A 20,974-nucleotide genomic window follows, 5' to 3' on the forward strand; every position below is an offset into this window, starting at 1 on the left:
GGGCGGGGCGAACGGGGTGGGGAGGGGGGTTTTGGTGGGAGGGGGCGGGGGCGGTTGTGGGGCGGGGGCGGGGGTATCGCTTGGACTGGCGGAGTTCGGGGTTTATAGTCCACGTGGAGTATTTGATGAGAACTAATCCACCCCGACCCCTGACCCCGCTCGCGCTCGCGGTCCTCGAACTGCTGCACGAGCGGGCCATGCACCCGTACGAGATGCACCAGATCATCCGGGACCGCCACACCGACCAGGTGATCAAGGTGCGCGCCGGGTCGCTCTACCACACGGTGGAGCGGCTGCACCGGAACGAGCTGGTCGAACCGGTCGAGACCGGCCGGGCGGGACGTCGACCGGAGCGCACGGTATACGCCCTCACCGACATCGGCCGGGACGAGTTCCACGCGAACCTGCGGGATCTCGTCCGCCACCCGGTGCCGGAGTTCCCGGCCTTCGGCGCGGCGGTGCAGATGCTCCACAAGCTCGACCCCGACGAGGCGGTCGAACTGCTGGCCAAGCGGGCGGTGGCACTGGAGTCCCACATCGCCTCCCGGCAGCAGACGCTGGAATCGCTGGCCACCCGGCACGAACCCCGGATCCACCTGATCGAGATCGAGTACGCCCAGACGCTCACCCGGGCCGAACTCGACTGGATCCGCCGGCTCATCGGCGAGATCCGTACCGGCTCCCTCCCCTGGGCGCCCGACGGCATCGGCATCCAGGGAGCATCCCAGCTCACCGGCGCCCAACGGACACCCGACGACACCAACGCCCGCCGGACGACCGACGACACCGGCGCCCGCCGGACGACCGACCACACCGGCGCCCCACGGACGCCCGACCACGAGGAGATCACCTCATGACCGCCCCGGCCGAACAGGCGGACCGGAAGCAGCACAGCCCCTGGCTGGTGCTGTCCGTGCTCTGCCTCGGCTTTTTCATGATCCTGTTGGACACCACGATCGTGAACATCGCGATCCCCGAGATGAGCACCAAGCTGTCCGCCTCGCTCGACCAGATCCTCTGGGTGATCAACTCGTACGTCCTGGTCTACGCGGTGCTGTTGATCACCGCGGGCCGGCTGGGCGACCTGTACGGCCCGAAGCGGCTGTTCATCCTGGGCCTGATCATCTTCACCCTGGCCTCCGCGGCCTGCGGGTTCGCCCGCAACCCGGAGCAGTTGATCATCGCCCGGGTGATCCAGGGCGCAGGTGGCGCACTGCTCACCCCGCAGACCCTGTCGGTGATCACCATGATCTTCCCTGCGGAGAAGCGCGGCGCCGCCTTCGGGCTCTGGGGCGCCGTGGCCGGAATCGCCACGGTCGCCGGCCCGACCCTCGGCGGTTACCTGGTCACCGACTGGGGCTGGGAGTACATCTTCTTCGTCAACGTGCCGATCGGCATCGTCGCCGTGATCCTCGCCTCGATCGTGATGCCGGACATCAAGCTCAACCGGCGACACCGGCTGGACTGGACCGGCACGGTGCTGGCCACGGTCGGACTCTTCCTGGTCACCTACGGGCTCATCGAGGGCGAGCCGCACGACTGGGGCAAGGTATGGGGCCCGGTCACGATCGTCGAGGTCATCGCCACCGGTGCCATCGTGCTGATCGCCTTCATGGTGCAGCAGTACGCCAGCCGTGATCGGGAGCCCCTCGTCCCGTTCGCGATCTTCGCCGACCGTAACTACTCGCTGATGAACTTCGTCAGCGCCGCCATCGCCTTCGGCATGCTCGGGCTGTTCCTGCCGCTGGTCATCTACCTTCAGTCGGTGCTGGGCCTCACCGCGTTGCAGGCCGGTCTCACGACCGCCCCGATGTCGCTGATCTCGATGTTCGTCGCCCCGCTCGCGGGCCGGCTCGCCGACCGGAGCGGCGGCAAGTGGGTGCTGTTCGCCGGGCTCAGTCTCTGGTCGGTCGGCATGGGCCTGGTGGTGTGGCTGGCCCACGTGGACTCCGGTCGTTGGCACATCCTGCCCGGCATCATCGTGGCGGGCTTCGGCCTGGGCATGACGTTCGCGCCGTTGCAGACGATCGCGATGCGCAACGTGGCCCCGCAGATGGCCGGGGCCGCCTCCGGCTTCATCAACACCGCCCGGCAGCTCGGCGCGGTGATCGGTTCGGCCGCGGTCGGCGCATTGCTCCAGGTGCAGCTCGCCGACCAGCTACGCAGCACCGCGCGGGCCAACGCCGGTGCGCTGCCCCCGCAGTTGCGGGACCAGTTCGTCACCGGCTTCAGCAACGCCAGCGGGGGCAGCCTGGAGGTCGGCGCCGGGCAGTCCGGCGTCGCCCTGCCGCCGGGCCTGCCGGAACAGGCGCGGCAGTCGATCGCCGAGGTGGCCGCTCGGACCTTCCACGAGGCGTTCACCAACGCGATGCGGCACAGTCTGGTCCTCCCGCTGGCCGTGCTCGCCGTGGCCGCCCTGTGCTGCGCGTTCGTCTCCAACCGATCGGCCCGATCGGCAGCCGCGACGACACCGCCCCGGGACCGCGTCGACACCCCCGCCTGACCTGAAAGGAAGGGCCCCTTGTTATCGCTTTTCGTATAGCAAGGGGCCCTTCTTAACGGACCGGGACCGCCAGCCCGGAAGCGGCCGGGCCGGTCTGGACGGAAGCCGAGCGGTACCCCTCGCCGCCCGGAGGGCCGGACCTCGCCGGAGGTTTCCCGGGCTGCGACCGGGGGGCTTCAGGTCACGGTCGGAAGGCTTCAGAGTGTGGACGGCTTCGGACCGCGCGGGAGGTTTCAGGCCGCGACCGGGAGGCGCTTGGCGAAGCACACGCGGTACGGATTGTCCACGTGTTCGCCGTAGCCGGGGATGCGGACGTATCCGGCCGAGTTGTAGAGCCGGACCGCGGCCGGCGGGTGGTTACCGGCCGACAACCGCAGCTCCGGGTGGCCGTGCCACAGCGCCAGCTCCTCCAGGGCGGTCAGGAGCTGGCGGGCGAGGCCCTGACCCCGGAAGGCCGGCCGGACGTACATCAGCTTGATCTCCGCGGTCCGCGCGTCGAGCGGCTGGACCGCACCGCAGGCCACGGCGAGCCCGTGCTGGACGCCGACCAGAAACCACATCTCTGGCCCCACCTCGGCGGACTGCGCGTCGAATCCACCATCCGCGTGCCGCGACTCACGCCGCTGCGCCGTCACCAGGGCGGCCAGTTCGGGATCGGTGGCGGAACGGGATTCGATCAGCACCTTTTTACGGTAATGGTCCGTCATTTCTGGCAGGTAACCCGACCATGGCCGCTCCATGGTCGGCACCCGGCGTGACCTTGAACATCCGCGGGTGATCCGCTCGACCGAGGCCGGGCCGGCAGACCACCGGTCGAGGACCACCAGTCACCCGTCACCCGTCGACGGACCGCGACTCCGCGGCAGCGGACCGGTCGGCCTCGGCGGACGAACCGTCACCAACCGAACCATCGACCACCGGACCGTCGGCGGTCGCGCCCTCGATTCCGGCCGGCGAACCCTCGACGACCGCGCCCTCGGCCGATTCCGCGGCCTCGACCTCGTCCTCCGGCCGGCGCCGGCGGGCCTTGCGGGCCGCCAGCCGCTCGGCGGCGGTGGCCCGGGTCGACTTCTCCGCCAACCGCTCGTCGGTGCCACGCACCATCGGTACGAACTCACTCACCTGGGTCGGGTGCCAGTCGAACTCCCGCTCCCCGATCCGAACCAGGTCGCCCGGTTCGGCACCGGCCTTGGCCAGCTGGTCCTCCACGCCCAACCGCGCCAGCCGGTCGGCCAGGTAGCCCACGGCCTCGTCGTTGTCGAAGTTGGTCTGCCGCACCCACCGCTCGGGCCGGGACCCACGTACCAGGTATCCCTCGGCGGTCTGCTCGACCGTGAAGCCGGCGTCGTCGACGGCGGCCGGGCGCAGCACGATCCGGGTCGGTTCGGGGGGCGGCGCCGCGGCACGGGACTGCTCGACAAGCTCCGCCATCGCGTACGTCAGCTCACGCAGCCCTTCCCGGGTGGCCGTGGACACCTCGAAGACCGGATAGCCGCGAGCCTCCAGGTCCGACCGGACGATCTCGGCGAGATCCCGGCCGTCCGGCACGTCGACCTTGTTGACGGCGACCAGGCGGGGCCGGTCGGTCAGCCCGCCGTACGCGGCCAGCTCGGCCTCGATGGCGTCGATGTCGCCCAGCGGGTCACGACCCGGCTCCATGGTGGCGGCGTCCACCACGTGTACCAGCACGGCGCACCGCTCGATGTGCCGGAGAAACTCCAGTCCCAGGCCACGACCGGTGGCCGCGCCCGGGATGAGCCCCGGTACGTCCGCGACCGTGAAGGTGTGGTCGTCCACCCGCACCACGCCGAGGTTGGGCACCAGGGTGGTGAAGGGATAGTCGGCGATCTTCGGCTTGGCCGCGGAGATCACCGAGATCAGCGAGGACTTGCCGGCCGACGGGAAACCCACCAGCCCCACGTCGGCGACGCTCTTGAGTTCCAGCACCACTTCCAGCCGGTCGCCCGGCTCACCCAGTTCGGCGAAGCCGGGTGCCTTGCGCTTGGCGTTGGCCAGCGACGCGTTGCCCCGGCCACCCCGGCCACCCCGGGCCGCCTCGAAGGTGGTGCCGGCGCCGACCAGGTCGGCCAGTACCTCGCCGTCGAGGGTGCTGACCACCGTGCCGTCGGGGACCTTGATCACCAGGTCCCGGCCGTTGGCGCCGTCCCGGTTCGACCCGGCGCCGCCCTTGCCGCTCTCGGCCTTGATGTGCGGCCGGAAGTGGAAGTCCAGCAGCGTGGTCACCTGGGGGTCGACCACCAGGGCGATGCCGCCGCCATGGCCGCCGTTGCCTCCGTCCGGGCCGCCGAACGGCTTGAACTTCTCCCGGTGGATCGACACGCAGCCATGCCCGCCGTCACCGGCCTGCAGGTGCAGCACGACCCGGTCAACGAACGTCGCCACGGCCCAATCCTCTCAGCGGAGACCCGTCCCCCGCCCACAAATCGCGACCGGAGGCCCGGGTCGGCGTGCGGGGCATCCCCGACCGCCCGGAAACGGCGAGGTCACCCCCGCCCGGACAACAGGCGAGACCGCGCCCGCCTGGACAAAACAGCGAGGCCCTGCCCCGCCCGAACCGGCGGCCCGAGCCGCACCGCCGGAGCCGGCGGCCCATGCCACACCGCCCGGGCCGCACCGCCCCGAACGGCGGACCCGAGCCATACCCGATGAACGGCGGGCCCGAGCCACACCGCATGAACAGCGAAACGGGCCGGGACACCCAGGTCCTCGGCCCGCTTCGTCGACGTTCTACTGCTGTGCCGCCGGCACGATGCTGACGACCTTGCGACCGCGCTTGGTGCCGAACTGGACGGCACCCGGGGCGAGCGCGAAGAGCGTGTCGTCGCCGCCCCGGCCGACGAGGTCACCCGGGTGGAACTTGGTGCCGCGCTGGCGGATGATGATCTCGCCGGCGCTGACCACCTGGCCACCGAACCGCTTCACGCCGAGCCGTTGCGCCGCGGAGTCACGGCCGTTGCGCGAGCTGGACGCACCCTTTTTGTGAGCCATCTGAGAACGACCTTACTTTCCGCTGGAGATGCCGGTTACCTTGATCTTGGTCAGCGGCTGACGGTGACCCTGACGCTTGTGGTAGCCGGTCTTGTTCTTGAACTTGTGGATCCGGATCTTCGGGCCCTTGGTGTGCGCGGCGATCTCGCCGGACACCGCGACATCGGCGAGCTTGGCCGCGTCGGTCACCAGGTCGTCACCGTCGACGAGGAGCACCGCGGTCAGCGTCACCGCGTCACCGGGCTGGCCGGCGAGCTTCTCGACCTCGATCACGTCGCCCTCGGCGACCTTGTACTGCTTGCCGCCGGTCTTGACGATCGCGTACATCGGACGCGGACTCCCTGTCGTTGAGGATGCTGACGGATAGTTGCTCACGGCGACTCGCCACGGGGTGCGGCTGCGGGCACGCGAGAACTCAGCGCACAAAAGTGCGCCGCAGGCAAGGGTACGCCATGCCGGTCGCCGAGCCCAAACCGGGTCACCGGTCAGCCGCCGCAGAGCATGTCGACCCGACGCTGGAGCTGGTCGAGTTTCGTCTGGTCCAGGCGCTGTACGTCCGGTTTGAGGGTCGCCACCTCGGCACTCACGTCGGCCAACGCGGCCTTCAGCCGTGGATCGGTGGCCCGGTCGGCCTGTTGCTTGAGCGCGGCGGCCCAGCCGGTGAGCGCCGCCTGCGCCCTCCGCTTCGCCGCGTCGGCCGTCTTCGCGTCGCCGTCGCTGGCCGCCTGCAACTGCTTGGACAGCTCGTTGACGAAGGTCACGGCCGCCTCCGAGCCCGCCGAGACGGCTGACGAGCACACCTGCGGCGCGTTGCCGCCGGCGGTCGTCGTCTCGGACGGACCCGTCGGGATCGCCGTACCGGTGGGGGCGCCGATGCTGGCCGGTGGGGCGGTTACCGCCCCACCGGAGCTGACCAGGGCGCTGGGCCCGGCGGTCGGTTCCCGGTCACCGGCACAGCCGGCGGTGACCAGCAGGGCCGCACCGACGGCCGTGGCCACCAGCAGGCGTCGCATCGCACGCTCCCGAGGGTGAGGAGATCCGGGCCCGGTCAGGGTCGGGTACGTCGTCGGGTGCCGCCGCGGCGGGACCGGCGCCGCCCGAGACCGCCGCCCTCACCCGACTCCTCGGTGTCCGAATCGTCCCGCGCATCGGGGTCGTCGGCGCTGGTCAGCCGCATCGGCTCGGCCTCCCGGGCATCCTCGATGGCCGGCGCCTCGGGTACGTCGTTCTCGTACCGGGACAGGTCGTAGCCCATCGTGTCGTCCTCGTCGACGACCTCGATCTCGCTGACCACCGTCGCCGGTTCGGCGGTGCCACCCCGGCGGCCCCGACGACGTCCGGTGGTGCCGCCGTCGGTCTCGGTGGACCCGGCCGAGGCGACGGCCTTGACCTTGTCCCCCGCACCTGAGCGGCCCTTCTCGGGAACCAGGTCGGTGTGGATGATCACGCCCCGTCCCTTGCAGCAGTCGCAGGTCTCGCTGAACGCCTCCAGCAGGCCCGCGCCGATCCGCTTGCGGGTCATCTGCACCAGGCCCAGCGAGGTGATCTCGGTGACCTGGTGCTTGGTGCGGTCCCGGCCCAGGCACTCGGTGAGCCGGCGCAACACCAGCTCCCGGTTCGACTCGAGGACCATGTCGATGAAGTCGATCACGATGATGCCGCCGAGGTCGCGCAGCCGTAGCTGCCGGACGATCTCCTCGGCCGCCTCCAGGTTGTTCCGGGTGACCGTTTCCTCCAGGTTGCCGCCCGCACCGGTGTACTTGCCGGTGTTCACGTCGACCACCGTCATCGCCTCGGTGCGGTCGATCACCAGATGGCCGCCGGAGGGCAGGAAGACCTTGCGGTCGAGGCCCTTGAGGATCTGCTCGTCGATCCGGTGCTCGGCGAAGACGTCCCCGGTCCCGGTGTGCCGGCGTAGCCGGGCGACCAGATCCGGCGAAACCTGGCCGAGGTACGACTCGACCAGCCCGTAGGCGTTCTCCCCCTCCACGACCAGATCCCGGAAGTCCTCGTTGAACAGGTCCCGGACGACCCGGATCACCAGGTCGGGCTCCTCGGAGAGCAGCACCGGCGCACCGCCCTGGACGGCCTTGGCCTGGATGTCCTCCCACTGCGCCTGCAACCGCTTGATGTCCCGGGCCAGCTCGTCCTCGCTGGCCCCTTCCGCGGCGGTCCGCACGATCACCCCGGCGCCGTCGGGCACGAGCTTCTTGAGGATGTCCCGTAGCCGCTTGCGCTCGGTGTCCGGCAGCTTGCGGCTGATCCCGGACGCGTTGCCGTTCGGGACGTAGACCAGGTGCCGCCCGGAGAGGGCGATGTGGCTGGTCAACCGGGCGCCCTTGTGCCCGATCGGGTCCTTGGTGACCTGCACCAGGACCGAGTCGCCGGACTTGAGGGCCTGCTCGATCGAGCGGGCCCGTCCCTCCAGGCCGGTGGTGTCCCAGTTCACCTCGCCCGCGTACAGCACGGCGTTGCGGCCGCGTCCGACGTCGATGAACGCCGCCTCCATGCTGGGCAGCACGTTCTGGACCTTGCCGAGGTACACGTTGCCGGCCATGGTCCCGGAGGAGTTGCGGCTGACGTAGTGCTCGACCAGCACCCCGTCCTCCAGCACGGCGATCTGCATCCGGTCGCCGCGCTCGCGTACCACCATGACCCGGTCGACCGCCTCGCGGCGGGCCAGGAACTCGGACTCGCTCAGGATCGGCGGCCGGGTCCGGCGCTGCTCGCGACCGTCCCGGCGGCGCTGCCGCTTGGCCTCCAGCCGCGTCGAGCCGGAGACCCCCTGGACCTCGTCGACCGCCTTGCGTGGCTCGCGGATCTTGACCACGGTCGGGACGCCGTCCTCGACGGCACCGTCGGCGTCGCTGGCGCCCTTGCGGCGCCGCCGCCGACGCCGGCGGGTCAGTGCCTCGCCGCCCTCGGCCTCGACCTCGGTCTCGGCCTCATCCTCCGCCTCGTCACCGCCGTCGGTCGCGGCTGGCTCCTCGGCCTCGTCGTCGGCCTCGTCGGTCGGGCCCTTGCCCCGACCCCGGCCCCGGCGACCCCGCCGCCGGCGCCGGCGGGCACTCGCCTCGTCGTCGTCCTCGTCGTCCTCGTCACCCTCTGGCTCGCCGGGCTCCACCGCGACGACCTCGATCGCCTCCGGCTCCGGCTCCGGCTCGACCGGTTCCACGACCTCCGTGCCGCGCCGGCCGCGCCGCCGACGCCGGCCGGGCTCGGCGGTCTCCGTGGGCTCCTCGGCCGCCGGCTCGTCCACCACGGCGGGTGGTTCGCTGGCCACGGGCGCCGGCTGCGGCACCTCGGGCTCGGGGGCCATGAACAGGACGGCCGGCGCGGACAGCGCCGAACGGCGCCGCCGAGTGGTCCGCTCCGGAGCCGGCTCGGCGGCCGGCTCCGCAGCCAGGTTGCCGAGGTCGGGCCCGCCGACCGCGTCCGCCGGAACCGGCGGGGCCGCCGGGCCGACCGGCTCGACCGCGGGGACGGCCCCGGACACCGGCTGGTCCGCGGCCGCGGCTTCCGGCCGCTCGGTGGCGGTCTCCGACGGGGGTACGGCCTTGCGCCGGCGCGACCGGGTCGCCTTCACCGGGGCCAGTTCGACGGCTGCCGGCTCGGTGGCCACCGGTTCGACGGTGACGGACTCGGCACCGGTGTCCGGTTCCGGGGCGACCGGACCGGCACCGGCCCCGGTGCTCGGGGCCTCGGTCGGCTCGCCGGACCCGGCGGGCTGCTCGGCGGCGGCCGGGGTCGACCTGGTCGCGGTGGTCGCCTTCCGGCGGCGCCGTGCCGTGGTGGGGGCCGGACCGGTGTCGCCGGCCGTCGGGGCGAGCACCTCGGCCGCTGGCGCCTCGCCGCTGACGGTCCCGGCGACGCTCGGCGCCTCGACCGGCGCCTCCACCTGGGCCGGTTCGGTCACCTGGGCGGCGGTCCGCCGTCGGGTGGCCCGGACCCGCTTGACCGGCGCGGGCGGAGCCGCTTCGGGATCACCGGACCCCAGGCTCGGGGCCGTGGCACCGGTGTTGTTCGTGTCGGCGGTATCGGCCGGCTCGACGCCGGTCCGTTCCCCGCCCGCTGGCTCGTTCTCGAGCATGGACGATCTCCAGTTCTGGCTTCCCCGGGCGCGGGTGAGCGCTGCCACGCAGGGTCGCCGCAAAGTTGTTTCCGGCGGCACCGTCAAGACGCACGGACCGTCGAAGTCTGGCTACCTGGGCACTGGCCGTGGTGGGCCGGTGTTCAGCGATGACTACCTGAGTCGCGATCCGCGTCCAACGGATCCACGATCTCGGCCTGCGCGGTCAACGTGCCCTGAGCCAGCCGGGTAGCGCGAGGCGGCGCCGGCGGCTCCAGGTCGGCCACCACGCGGAGGCCGGACAGGACGTCATCGGGTCGAACGGTAGGAGTGACCTGCCGAACCACCAGGTCGAGTATCGCACATGGTACGGCTGTGACCTCGGAAGGAGTGTCGTTCTCCTCGATCACATCGATGCTTATCACCGCGCCGCGCGCGTCAAAGGTCCGACGTCCCTGCTTGGTGAGCCGTTCGACCGGAATCTCCCCGGCCGCTTGGAATTTCTCCACCGCGCCACGCAGAGTGGTCGACGCCACTCCCGGAAGTTCCAGCCGCCACCGGGACGCCTGGATCCGGTCCGCCAGGCTGCCGCCGGTCGCCTCCACCGCGTCGAGGATGTCCAACCCGGGTGACAGCGCGGCGTCCAGCGCCACCCGCAACTCCGCCGGGGCGACCGGCATCCGCAGCCCGATCTCCAGATACTCCGCCTCACTGGCGACGCCGGTGGGCGCCGCGCTGGCGTAGGAGATCTTGGGATGCGGGGTGAAACCCTGGGAGAACGCGATGGGCACGCCGGCGCGGCGCAGCGCCCGCTCGAAGGCCCGGGCGAAGTCGCGGTGCGAGGTGAACCGGAGCGGCCCGCGCTTGGCGTACCGGATCCGGATCCGCTGTACGACCGGCGCCTGACCGCCCTCGGGTTGAGGCTTTCTGGCGATGGTGCGCTCCTCGTCGGTGGGTGTGCCTCGTCAGTGGGTGTGGCCGGCGGCGGGCACGCGCAGGCCGGTTCCGCTCACCGGGGTGAGCGGCAGCAGCTTCCGGCCGGTGGGACCGATCTGGATCTCGGTGTCCATCGCTGGGCAGACGCCGCAGTCGAAGCACGGCGTCCACCGGCAGTCGTCCTGCTCGTACTCGCTCAGCGAATCCTGCCAGTCCTGCCAGAGCCAGTCCTTGTCCAGCCCGGAGTCCAGGTGGTCCCAGGGCAGTACCTCAAGCTCGTCCCGCTCCCGGGAGGTGTACCAGTCGAGGTCCACCCCGTACGCCGGCAGCACCTCCGCCGCCGCGTCCACCCAACGCTGGTAGGAGAAGTGCTCGCTCCAGCCGTCGAACCGGCCGCCGTCCTCCCAGACCCGACGGATCACCGCGCCCACCCGACGGTCGCCCCGGGACAGCAGTCCCTCGATCAGCGACGGTTCCCCGTCGTGGTAGCGGAAGCCGATGGCCCGGCCCAGCGACCGGTCGGCGTTTATCGCCTGCTTGAGCAGTTTGAGCCGGTGGTCGATGACCTCCGGGCGAGCCATCGACGCCCACTGGAACGGAGTATGCGGCTTCGGGACGAAGCCCCCGATGGAGACGGTGCAGCGGATGTCCCGGGAACCGGTGGCCGCCCGACCCGCGCGGATCACCTCGTGCGCCATGTCGGCGATCTCGAGGACGTCCTCGTCGGTCTCGGTGGGCAGGCCGCACATGAAGTAGAGCTTCACCTGCCGCCAGCCGTTGGTGTACGCGGTGACGACCGTACGGATCAGGTCTTCCTTCGACACCATCTTGTTGATGACCTTGCGGATCCGCTCCGAGCCGCCCTCGGGTGCGAAGGTCAACCCGGTGCGCCGGCCGTTGCGGGACAACTCCTGGGCCAGGTCGATGTTGAACGCGTCCACCCGGGTCGACGGCAGCGACAGCGAGACGTTGGTGCCCGCGTACTGTTCGGCCAGGCCGGAGCACATGTCGCCGATCTCGCTGTGGTCGGCTGAGGAGAGCGACAGCAGGCCCACCTCGGAGAAGCCGGAGTATTCCAGCCCTTCCTTCACCATCTGGCCGACCGTGGTGATCGAGCGCTCCCGGACCGGGCGGGTGATCATGCCGGCCTGGCAGAACCGGCAGCCCCGGGTGCACCCGCGGAAGATCTCCACGGCGTACCGCTCGTGGACCGTCTCGGCCAGCGGCACCAGTGGCTTCTTCGGGTACGGCCAGGCGTCCAGGTCCATCGTCGTGCGCTTGTGTACCCGGAACGGCACATCCGGCCGGTTCGGCACGACCCGCTGGATCCGCCCGTCGGGCAGGTAGTCCACGTCGTAGAAGCGCGGCACGTAGACGCTCTCGGTACGGGCCAGCCGCAGCAGCAACTCGTCCCGGCCGCCCGGCGAACCCTCCGCCTTCCAGGCCCGGACGATGTCGGTGATCTCCAGCACCGCCTCCTCGCCGTCGCCCAGCACGGCGGCGTCGATGAAGTCGGCGATCGGCTCGGGATTGAACGCGGCGTGCCCACCGGCGATCAGCACGGGGTGCTCGTCGCCCCGGTCGGCGGCCAGCAGCGGAATGCCGGCCAGGTCGATCGCGGTGAGCAGGTTCGTGTAGCCCAGCTCGGTGGAGAACGAGACGCCGAACAGGTCGAAGTCGCGTACCGCCCGGTGCGCGTCGACGGTGAACTGCGGCACCCCGTGCGCGCGCATCAGCCGCTCCAGGTCCGGCCAGACCGCGTACGTCCGCTCGGCCAGCACGTCGGGCAGCTCGTTGAGCACCTCGTAGAGGATCTGCACGCCCTGGTTCGGCAGGCCGACCTCGTAGGCGTCCGGGTACATCAGCGCCCAGCGGACGGTCGTGGCGGCCCAGTCCTTGACCACCGCGCCCAGCTCCCCGCCCACGTACTGGATCGGCTTGCTGACCTGCGGAAGCAGCGGCTCAAGCTGGGGCCAGACGGAGTTGGCCGCGGAGGGTGCCGCGGCGGTGGGTGCGACGCTCATGATGCCCTAGGGTACGCGCCGGCCCCGGACCGTCGCCCACCGCGCGGGCACCCCGACGGTGGCCGGCCGGTACTAACCTCGTACCGGCCGAGAGGAGGGTGCCAGCGATGCCCGAGCCGCAGCGGGGCGCGAGCGAGCCGGTGGACCGGGCCGACGACCCGACCGACGCCGCACCGGTCGACCCGCCAGCCGTCGCGGCCGAGCAACCGGCCGGGGCACCGGACGCCACCGCCGAACCGCCGCCCGCCGAACCCCCGACCACCGCCGAACCCCCGCCCACCGCCGAACCTCCAGCCGCTGCCGAACCCCCGACCACCGGTGAACCTCCAGCCGCCGACGGGGCCGCCGAGCCGGCGACCGATGTCGTGCCCCCGCGCTGGACGGGCTCGGCGCCGGTGCCGTCGCCCAGTGCCAGGCGGCGTCGCTGGCTGGCCAGCGAGGAGATCCAGCCCGGCTCGTCGCCCGAACCGCTCAACCCCACCCTGGAACTGCCCGGCGAGGAACGGGCCGAGCTGGAGAACCAGGAGCCGGTGGATCCGTGGGCGGACGCCGCCCCGATCAGCGGATATCCGGAGCCCTGGCCAGCGGCGTTCCCTCCGGCGCCGACCCGCCCGTACCCGCTGCCGCCGGCCCAGCCACCCAGCTTGCCGGCGCCGCCCCCGCCCGCGCCACCGGCCAGGTCCGCCGGACCGCCCGCGCTGCCGGCGCCGCGCCCGCCCGCGCCACCGGCCGGATCCGCCGGACCGGCGGCGCTGCCGGCCGGATCCGCCGGACCGGCGGCGCACCCGTCGCACCGGCGGGTCGTGGCCGGTGGTACCCCGGTGCCCCCGGCCGTTCCGGCCCATCGACCGGCGGTGCCGGCCACGCCGTACCCGCCGATCGGGCCGCGTGGCCCTCGGTCGCCGAGCGGACCCGCCGGGCCGGCCGGCTCGGCGCCACCGGCACCCACCCGGGAACGACGCCGGTCGCGGCGCCACGACCGGCAGCCCGAGCCGACACCGGGCGGAAACCCACCCACCGGGTACGTCCCGGTACGCCGTCGTCGCCGCTGGCCCTGGCTGTTCGGCCTGCTCCTGGTCGCCTGCTGCTGTGTCTGTCCGGGTTACTTCGGGCGGCCCGTCTGGCAGCAGTATCCGGCGACCGCCACGGTGCCGACCGAGGTGGCCGATCTGACCCTGCGGGACGACGAGGCGAGCCAGCGGGCCAGCCGGCAGTTCGAGCAGGACATGCGGACCGCACACACGTTCGCCGAGCAGACCTTCTCCGGGCTGTACTCGGGGTCGGACGGCAAACAGGTGATCATCTTCGGGGTGACCGGCTTCCGGGTCAGCCCGAAGCAGGACGTGACCGACGAGGTCAGCCGGCTGACCGAGCCCTACGGGTTGCGCGAGGTGACCTCGGTCCCCGCCGAGGAGTCCGGGGAGCAACTGCGGTGCGGCGTCGGGCAGGCCGAAGAGGTTGACATCGTGCTGTGCAGCTGGGCCGACCACGGCAGCCTGGGCACCGGGCTGTTCACCGGCCGGGACATACCAGACAGCGCCAAGTTGCTGGAATTGTTGCGATCGACGATCGTGCGCCGGGGGTAGGCGGAAACGTCCCACTTGGGGAATAATCCCAAAATGTCACGGCGGTGGTTGTTCGCGGACCAGCTCGGGCCACACTTCCTCGACGATCGCGACCAGCCGGTGCTGCTCATCGAGTCCAAGGCGGTCTTCCGGCGCCGGGCCTTCCACCGGCAGAAGGCCCACCTCGTGCTCTCCGCGCTACGTCACCGGGCCGTCGAACTCGGCGACCAGGCCCGGTACGTGCGGGCCGAAACCTACCGGGACGGGCTGCGCGGGGTGGCCGAGGCGGTGGACGTCTGCCACCCGACGTCCCGGCGGGCCCGCGTCTTCGTGCAGGGTCTCGACCGGGTGACCATGCTGCCGCCCCGGGGCTTCGGCACCGCGTTGGACGACTTCGCCGGCTGGGCCGACACCCGACGCGGCACGCTCCGGCTGGACGACTTCTACCGCTTCGCCCGGCTGCACCACCGGGTCCTGGTGACCGGGGACCGGCCCGAGGGCGGCCGGTGGAGCCTCGACGCCGGCAACCGGGAGCCGCCACCCGGGCGGACCGACCGGCTGGACGTACCCGCGCCGCCGCCGATCCAGGAGGACGAGATCGACACGGAGGTCCGTCGTGACCTCGACAGGTGGGCGGCGGAGGGGATCCGGTTCGTCGGTCGGGACGGGCCACGGCTGTTTCCGGCCACCCGGGCCGAGGCGACGGCCCGGCTGGACCACTTCGTCGAACACCGGTTGGCGAGCTTCGGACCGTACGAGGACGCGATGCTGGCCGGTGACCCGTTCATGACGCACTCGGCGCTGTCCTCGTCGTTCAACCTCGGGCTGTTGGACCCGCTGGAGGCGGTCCGGGCGGCCGAGCGGGCGTACCGGGACCGGTCGGTTTCACTGACCAGCGCCGAGGGCTTCATTCGGCAACTGCTGGGGTGGCGCGACTTCATCTGGAACCTCTACTGGTACTTCGACGCCGGCTACCGGAGCAGCAACCGGCTGGTCACCAAGCGTTCCGTCCCGGCCTGGTGGGACAACCTGGACGCCGACGCGGTCGACGCGCGGTGCCTGTCCGACGTGCTGGCCGGGGTCCGGGACCGCGGCTGGGTACACCACATCCCCCGGCTCATGGTGCTGGGAAATTACGCCCTGCAACGCGGCTGGCGGCCGAGCGAGCTGGCGGACTGGTTCCAGCGCTGCTTCGTGGACGGGTACGAGTGGGTGATGACGGTCAACGTGATCGGCATGAGCCAGTACGCCGATCTGGGTCGCACGACCACCAAGCCGTACGCCTCGGGTGGCGCGTACATCAACCGGATGAGCGACTACTGCGGCGGCTGCCGGTACGACCCCCGACGCCGGGTCGGCGCGAAGGCGTGCCCCTACACGGCCGGGTACTGGGTCTTCCTGGACCGGATGCGCAGCCTGCTGCCCCCGAACGGGATGGCCCGATCCCTCAACCAGCTCGACCGGCTCCGGGACGTCGACGAGATCAAGGCGCAGGAGAAAAAACGCGGCGACAGCCCCCCGTGACCACCAGCGCGCCAACGGCCGCGCCAGACCCCCACCCACCACGACCTCAAACCCGACCGGATCAGCCCACTGACACAGGCTGCGCCGAGCCCATCCGCACCGAGATCAAACCCGACCGGACCAACCGCGCAGGTCGGTCGCGCCGAGCCCATCCACGCCAAGATCAAACCCGACCGGACCAGACGCGCGGGTGGGTCGCGCCGGGCCCGCCCACGACGGGATCAAGCCTGACCGCCCAGAGTGGGCGGGCCCGGCGCGACCCACACCCCGATCAGCCCGGCGCGACCCACACCCCGATCAGCCCAGCGCGACCCACACCCCGATCAGATCAGGCCCCGGTCTCCGGCTCCGCCCGGCGTGGCGCGTAACGCGGCACGTACTCCTGGCCGGTCAACCGCTGGATCTCGGCCATCACCTCGTCGGTCATGGCCCGCAGCGAGGTCCGGTCGTCGGAGCGGCCGGCGAAGTGCAGCGGTTTGCCGAACCGGACCACCACGCCCTTGACGCCGAGTTTCGGCAACCGCTTGCCGATCGGCTGGACCTTCTCGGTGCCGGTCACCCCGACCGGGATGATCGGCACCCCGGCGGCCAGCGCCAGCCGGGCCGCGCCGGTCCGTCCCCGGTAGAGCCGGCCGTCCGGGGAGCGGGTGCCCTCCGGGTAGACCACCACCAGATCGCCCGACTTGAGCACCGGAATCGCCGAGTCGAACGCGGACAGCGCGGCGCGGCCACCGGCCCGCTCGACCGGAATGGCGCCGAGGCCGGTCAGCACGAACTTCGACACCCAGCCTTTGAACCCGGTGCCGGTGAAGTAGTCGGACTTGGCCCAGAAGGCGAGGTGCCGGGGCACCACGGAGCCGAGGAACAGCTCGTCGGCCACCGACAGGTGGTTACCCGCGAAGATCGCCCCACCGGTGGTGGGCACGTTCTCCAGGCCCTCGACGGTGGGCCGCCAGGCCAGACGCATGCTGTTGCCCACGGTCAGCTTGCCGATGGAGTAGAGCAGCGGCACGGATCCTCCGACTCGGTCACGGGACATCAGGCGGGAACACGGTAGCGGACGCCCCCGGTGGTCCGTCCACCGATGAGCCGGTTATGGCGTCCACCTTCCGGGATACCCGAAGGATGGACGCGCCACTCCCGGCCACCGCGCCCCGGCCGGCGGACCCGGGTCAGACCCGGCGGACCGCCACCACGACCCGTTCGCCGTCCCCGGCCTCGCCGACGAAGCCGTCGAGGCCGTCGTCGACGAGGACCACCGCGTCGGCCAGAACCTCCCGGGCCACGAAGTCACGGTGCCGCTCGACGGCCGCGCGGATCTCCGGCCCGGCGGTCAGCCGCGCCTCGATCCGGTCGGACACGTCCAGGTCCGCGTCCCGGCGGGCCTGCTGCACCACCCGTACGACGTCCCGGGCCAAGCCCTCGGCGGCCAGCTCGGGGGTCACCGCGGTGTCCAGCACCACCACCCCGGCGTTGGCGGGCAGCGGCGCGGAGTGCTCGGCGTCGGCGGCCACCAGCCGCAGCTCGTACTCCCCCTCGGCCAGGGTCACCCCGGCGGCCACCGGTGCGCCGTCGACGAGCTGCCAGTCGCCGGCCTTGACCGCCTTGATCACGGCCTGCACCTGCTTGCCGACGCGGGGGCCGAGCGCCCGGGGCACCACGGTCAGCACCTGCTGGCAGTGGTCGGCCAGCTCGGTGGTGAACTCGACGGCCTTCACGTTGACCTCGTCGGCGACCAGGTCGGCGAACGGGCGCAGCCGATCCGCCGTCGCGGTGGCCACCACGAGCCGGGACAGCGGCAGCCGGACCCGCAGCCGGTGCGCCTTGCGCAGCGACAGCGCGGCCGAGGAGACCTCCCGGACGGCGTCCATGGCGGCGACCAGTTCCGGGTCGGCCGGGAACCCGTCGGCCACCGGCCAGTCGGTCAGGTGCACGGACCGTTCGCCGGTGAGTCCCCGCCAGATCTCCTCGGTGGTGAGCGGCGCCAGCGGGGCCACCACCCGGCACACCGTCTCCAGCACCGTGTAGAGGGTGTCGAAGGCGGCCCGGTCCCCGGACCAGAACCGGTCCCGGGAGCGGCGGACGTACCAGTTGGTCAGCGCGTCCAGGAAGGCCCGGACCGTGGCGCAGGCGCCGGAGATGTCGTACGCGTCGAGCTGCGCCTGCGTGGTCGCGACCAGCTCGCGGGTCTTGGCCAGCACGTACCGGTCGAGCAGGTGATCCGAATCCACCCGACGGTTGGCGGTGTACCCCTCGGCGTTGGCGTAGAGCGAGAAGAAGTACCAGACGTTCCACAGCGGCAGCAGCACCTGCCGTACCGCGTCCCGGACACCCTCCTCCTTGACCGGCATGTCCCCGCCACGCAGCACCGGCGACGACATCAGCATCCAGCGCATGGCGTCCGAGCCGTACGACTCGAAGACGCCGTAGACGTCCGGGTAGTTGCGCAGGCTCTTGGACATCTTCCGACCGTCGGAGCCGAGCAGGATGCCGTGGCTGAGGCAGTTGCGGAAGGCCGGCCGGTCGAACAGCGCGGTGGCCAGCACGTGCATGGTGTAGAACCAGCCCCGGGTCTGGCCGATGTACTCCACGATGAAGTCGCCCGGATAGTGGTCCTCGAACCAGTCCCGGTTCTCGAACGGGTAGTGGACCTGGGCGAACGGCATCGAGCCGGACTCGAACCAGCAGTCCAGCACCTCCGGCACCCGGCGCATCGTGGACCGGCCCGTCGGGTCGTCCGGGTTCGGCCGGGTCAGCTCGTCGACCGCCGGCCGGTGCAGGTCGCTGAGCCGTACCCCGAAGTCCCGTTCCAGTTCGGCCAGCGAGCCGTACACGTCGATCCTGGGGTATTCGGGGTTGTCGGACCGCCACACCGGGATCGGCGAGCCCCAGAACCGGTTCCGGCTGATCGACCAGTCCCGGGCGCCGGCCAGCCACTTGCCGAACGAACCGTCCTTGATGTGCCCCGGGGTCCAGTTGATCTGCTGGTTCAGCTCGACCATCCGGTCCCGGAACTTCGTCACGGCCACGAACCACGACGACACCGCCTTGTAGACCAGCGGGGTGTCGCAGCGCCAGCAGTGCGGGTACGAGTGGGTGTAGGTGTCCTGCCGCAGCACCACCCCCCGCTCCTTGAGCTGCCGGATCACCGGCTTGTTGACGTCGAAGACCTGCTCGCCCTGGAACGGCGGCACCAGCGAGGTGAACCGGGTGTGGTCGTCGACCGTCACGATCGTCGGGATGCCGGCGGCGGTGCAGACGTTCTGGTCGTCCTCGCCGAACGCCGGGGCCAGGTGGACGATCCCGGTGCCGTCCTCGGTGGTCACGAAGTCCGCGCCGAGCACCTGGTACGCGTTCTCCCCGGCCCGCTCGACCAGGAAGTCGTACAGCGGGTTGTAGCGGCGTCCGACCAGGTCCCGGCCGTACACCGTGCCGACCCGCTCGTAGTCGGCCAGTTCCTTCGCGTACGCCTCGACCCGCGCGGCGCCCACCACGTACCGCTGCCCGGCCGGCTCACCCTCGGCCCGGCGCTCCAGCACCGCGTACTCGATGTCGGGCCCGACCGCGAGGGCGAGGTTGGACGGCAGGGTCCACGGGGTGGTGGTCCAGACGCCCAGCTTGACCGGCCCGCGGACCAGTTCGGGCGCGGCCTCGTCGGCGGGCAGCTCGAACCAGACGGTCAGCGTCGGGTCGTGCCGGTCCCGGTACACGTCGTCCATCCGGGTCTCGGTGTTCGACAGCGGGGTCTCGCACCGCCAGCAGTACGCCAGCACCCGGAAGCCCTCGTAGACCAGACCCTTGTCGTGCAGGGTCTTGAAGGCCCACATGACGCTTTCCATGTAGTTCAGGTCGAGCGTCTTGTAGTCGTTGGCGAAGTCCACCCAGCGGGCCTGCCGGGTGACGTACCGCTCCCAGTCCTGGGTGAACTCCAGCACCGACCGCCGGCAGGCGTCGTTGAACGTCGCCACGCCGAGGTCGACGATCTCGGCCTTGCTGGTGATCCCGAGTTGCTTCTCGGCGACCACCTCGGCGGGCAGGCCGTGGCAGTCCCAGCCGAACCGGCGCTCCACCCGCCGGCCGCGCATGGTCTGGTAGCGCGGCACGAGGTCCTTGACGTACCCGGTGAACAGGTGGCCGTAGTGCGGCAGGCCGTTGGCGAACGGCGGGCCGTCGTAGAAGACGTACTCGTTGTCGGCGGCGCCGGTGTCGCGACCGATGGCGCCGCCGTCGGTTTCCGGTCGCCGGCCGGACGCCGGCCGGGCCTCGACGCTGGCCTCGAAGGTCTTGTCGGCGGCCCAGTAGTCCAGCACGCCGCGCTCGACCGCCGGCAGGTCGGGGCTCGCCGGTACGCCGGCGGCGCTGTGGTCGTGCAGGGGATATGCCATTCCCGCTCTCCTCGTGCGAAGCTGCCCGTGCCTGCTCCGCGAGGACGAGCCCCGGTGCGCCCTGCCGGCGCGCCACGGACCCGCGGTACCACCCCGCTTGGCGATCGTGTTCGACCGCCCGCTCGTTGACCGGCTGTCACGGGCCGGACCCGTCCGGTTCTACTCGGGCGCGGACGCCCTTTCTTCCGGAGGCTCACCGGTGATGGCCGGGTCATCGCCTGTCCGCGTCCCAGCGTACCCGCCCCGCCCGCCCCGCCGGAAAGGAAGGGCCCCCTGTTATCGCTTTCGGTATAGCAGGGGCCCCCGCTTAACGCCCCGCTCAGCGTGCCGGGCGGCGACCCGGCCGGATCGGCGCGCACCCGGCACCCCCGGCCGCGAGCGGTTGGACATGACCACCGTCACAACGTCACGTTGTCACGCGGCGAAACCGGCCCACCGTCGTACCGGTGTCGGATCGAGACAGGAGAAGGACATGACGAGTCCCAGGATGATCCTCGCGACGGTGGCCCCCGAGGGGTTCCGGGCGGTGCAGGGATTGGAAAGGTACGTCCGCGAGAACGTCGACCACACGGTGCTGGAGCTGGTCAAGATTCGGGCGTCGATGATCAACGGCTGCGCCTTCTGTGTGGACATGCACACCCGGGACGCGCTGGCGGCCGGCGAGTCGAGCCGGCGGCTGTTCGCGGTTTCCACCTGGCGGGAGGCACCGTTCTTCAACGAGCGGGAGCGGGCCGCGCTCGACCTGACCGACGCGGTCACCCGGCTCGGCGAGCACGGTGTTCCGGATGATGTCTGGGCGAACGCCAGCAAGCACTGGTCGGAGCGGGAACTGGCCGATCTGGTGATCGCGATCTGCACAATCAACGTGTGGAACCGGATCGCTGTCACCTCCCACTCCCAGCCCCCGGCCGAGGTGTGACGCCTGCCCACGCGGCAGTGGAGTCAGAGGTTTCCGCCGG

14 protein-coding genes and 1 pseudogene are annotated in these 20,974 nt (G+C 71.5%); 5 read left to right on the top strand and 10 right to left on the bottom strand.

The features are described 5' to 3' along the window. Positions 1-125: 125 nt before the first annotated feature. On the top strand, positions 126-857 hold the full coding sequence (locus ACXN5W_RS23135; protein ID WP_473160451.1) for a PadR family transcriptional regulator: 732 nt from the start codon (positions 126-128) through the stop codon (positions 855-857). Continuing rightward, positions 854-2,503 (top strand): DHA2 family efflux MFS transporter permease subunit, encoded by a 1,650-nt coding sequence (locus ACXN5W_RS23140; protein WP_473160452.1) that lies wholly within the window; start codon positions 854-856, stop codon positions 2,501-2,503. Before ACXN5W_RS23135 ends, ACXN5W_RS23140 begins: the two co-directional genes overlap by 4 nt. 233 nt (positions 2,504-2,736) lie before the next feature. On the opposite strand, the gene ACXN5W_RS23145 is transcribed toward ACXN5W_RS23140, so the two are convergent. From ACXN5W_RS23145 to ACXN5W_RS23180, 8 genes and pseudogenes are all read right to left on the bottom strand, one after another. Continuing rightward, positions 2,737-3,186 carry a GNAT family N-acetyltransferase gene (locus tag ACXN5W_RS23145; protein WP_473160453.1) on the bottom strand — a complete coding sequence of 150 codons (450 nt, stop codon included), beginning with the start codon at positions 3,184-3,186 and terminating at the stop codon, positions 2,737-2,739. 301 nt (positions 3,187-3,487) lie between these two features. Then, positions 3,488-4,906: pseudogene (gene obgE, locus ACXN5W_RS23150) on the bottom strand (GTPase ObgE); the annotation flags it as partial. Positions 4,907-5,251: 345 nt separating this feature from the next. Continuing rightward, a complete protein-coding gene (gene rpmA, locus ACXN5W_RS23155) occupies positions 5,252-5,512 on the bottom strand; it encodes a 50S ribosomal protein L27 (RefSeq protein ID WP_473160454.1) in 261 nt (86 codons plus the stop codon). 12 nt (positions 5,513-5,524) lie between these two features. After that, positions 5,525-5,839: a 50S ribosomal protein L21 gene (gene rplU / locus ACXN5W_RS23160; protein WP_473160455.1), complete on the bottom strand. Its 315-nt coding sequence runs from the start codon at positions 5,837-5,839 to the stop codon at positions 5,525-5,527. Between the two features lie 158 nt (positions 5,840-5,997). Next, positions 5,998-6,525 (bottom strand): hypothetical protein, encoded by a 528-nt coding sequence (locus ACXN5W_RS23165; RefSeq protein WP_473160456.1) that lies wholly within the window; start codon positions 6,523-6,525, stop codon positions 5,998-6,000. Positions 6,526-6,560: 35 nt separating this feature from the next. Further along, positions 6,561-9,602, bottom strand: a complete 3,042-nt coding sequence (locus ACXN5W_RS23170; RefSeq protein WP_473160457.1) for an Rne/Rng family ribonuclease — start codon at positions 9,600-9,602, stop codon at positions 6,561-6,563. A gap of 143 nt (positions 9,603-9,745) precedes the next feature. Continuing rightward, entirely contained in the window at positions 9,746-10,459 is a 714-nt protein-coding gene (locus tag ACXN5W_RS23175) for a TIGR03936 family radical SAM-associated protein (protein WP_473160471.1), read from the bottom strand. An 87-nt stretch (positions 10,460-10,546) separates the two neighbouring features. Continuing rightward, on the bottom strand, positions 10,547-12,541 hold the full coding sequence (locus ACXN5W_RS23180) for a TIGR03960 family B12-binding radical SAM protein (protein WP_473160458.1): 1,995 nt from the start codon (positions 12,539-12,541) through the stop codon (positions 10,547-10,549). 107 nt (positions 12,542-12,648) lie between these two features. Between ACXN5W_RS23180 and ACXN5W_RS23185 the strand changes: the two genes are divergently transcribed. Together ACXN5W_RS23185 and ACXN5W_RS23190 are read left to right on the top strand one after the other, a co-directional pair. Next, the gene (locus ACXN5W_RS23185) at positions 12,649-14,127 is read left to right on the top strand and encodes a hypothetical protein (protein WP_473160459.1); all 1,479 of its coding nucleotides are present in this window, start codon (positions 12,649-12,651) and stop codon (positions 14,125-14,127) included. A 33-nt stretch (positions 14,128-14,160) separates the two neighbouring features. After that, a complete protein-coding gene (locus tag ACXN5W_RS23190; RefSeq protein WP_473160460.1) occupies positions 14,161-15,630 on the top strand; it encodes a cryptochrome/photolyase family protein in 1,470 nt (489 codons plus the stop codon). Between the two features lie 328 nt (positions 15,631-15,958). Here ACXN5W_RS23190 and ACXN5W_RS23195 read toward each other — a convergent pair whose 3' ends face one another. After that, positions 15,959-16,642 carry a lysophospholipid acyltransferase family protein gene (locus tag ACXN5W_RS23195; protein ID WP_473160472.1) on the bottom strand — a complete coding sequence of 228 codons (684 nt, stop codon included), beginning with the start codon at positions 16,640-16,642 and terminating at the stop codon, positions 15,959-15,961. 160 nt (positions 16,643-16,802) lie between these two features. Further along, positions 16,803-20,015, bottom strand: coding sequence for an isoleucine--tRNA ligase (gene ileS, locus ACXN5W_RS23200; protein WP_473160461.1), 3,213 nt, complete (start codon positions 20,013-20,015; stop codon positions 16,803-16,805). 472 nt (positions 20,016-20,487) lie between these two features. On the opposite strand from ileS, the gene ACXN5W_RS23205 reads away from it, so the two are divergent. After that, positions 20,488-20,934 carry a carboxymuconolactone decarboxylase family protein gene (locus ACXN5W_RS23205; RefSeq protein ID WP_473160462.1) on the top strand — a complete coding sequence of 149 codons (447 nt, stop codon included), beginning with the start codon at positions 20,488-20,490 and terminating at the stop codon, positions 20,932-20,934. Positions 20,935-20,974: the final 40 nt, after the last annotated feature.

The organism is Plantactinospora sp. A48 (assembly GCF_055793945.1).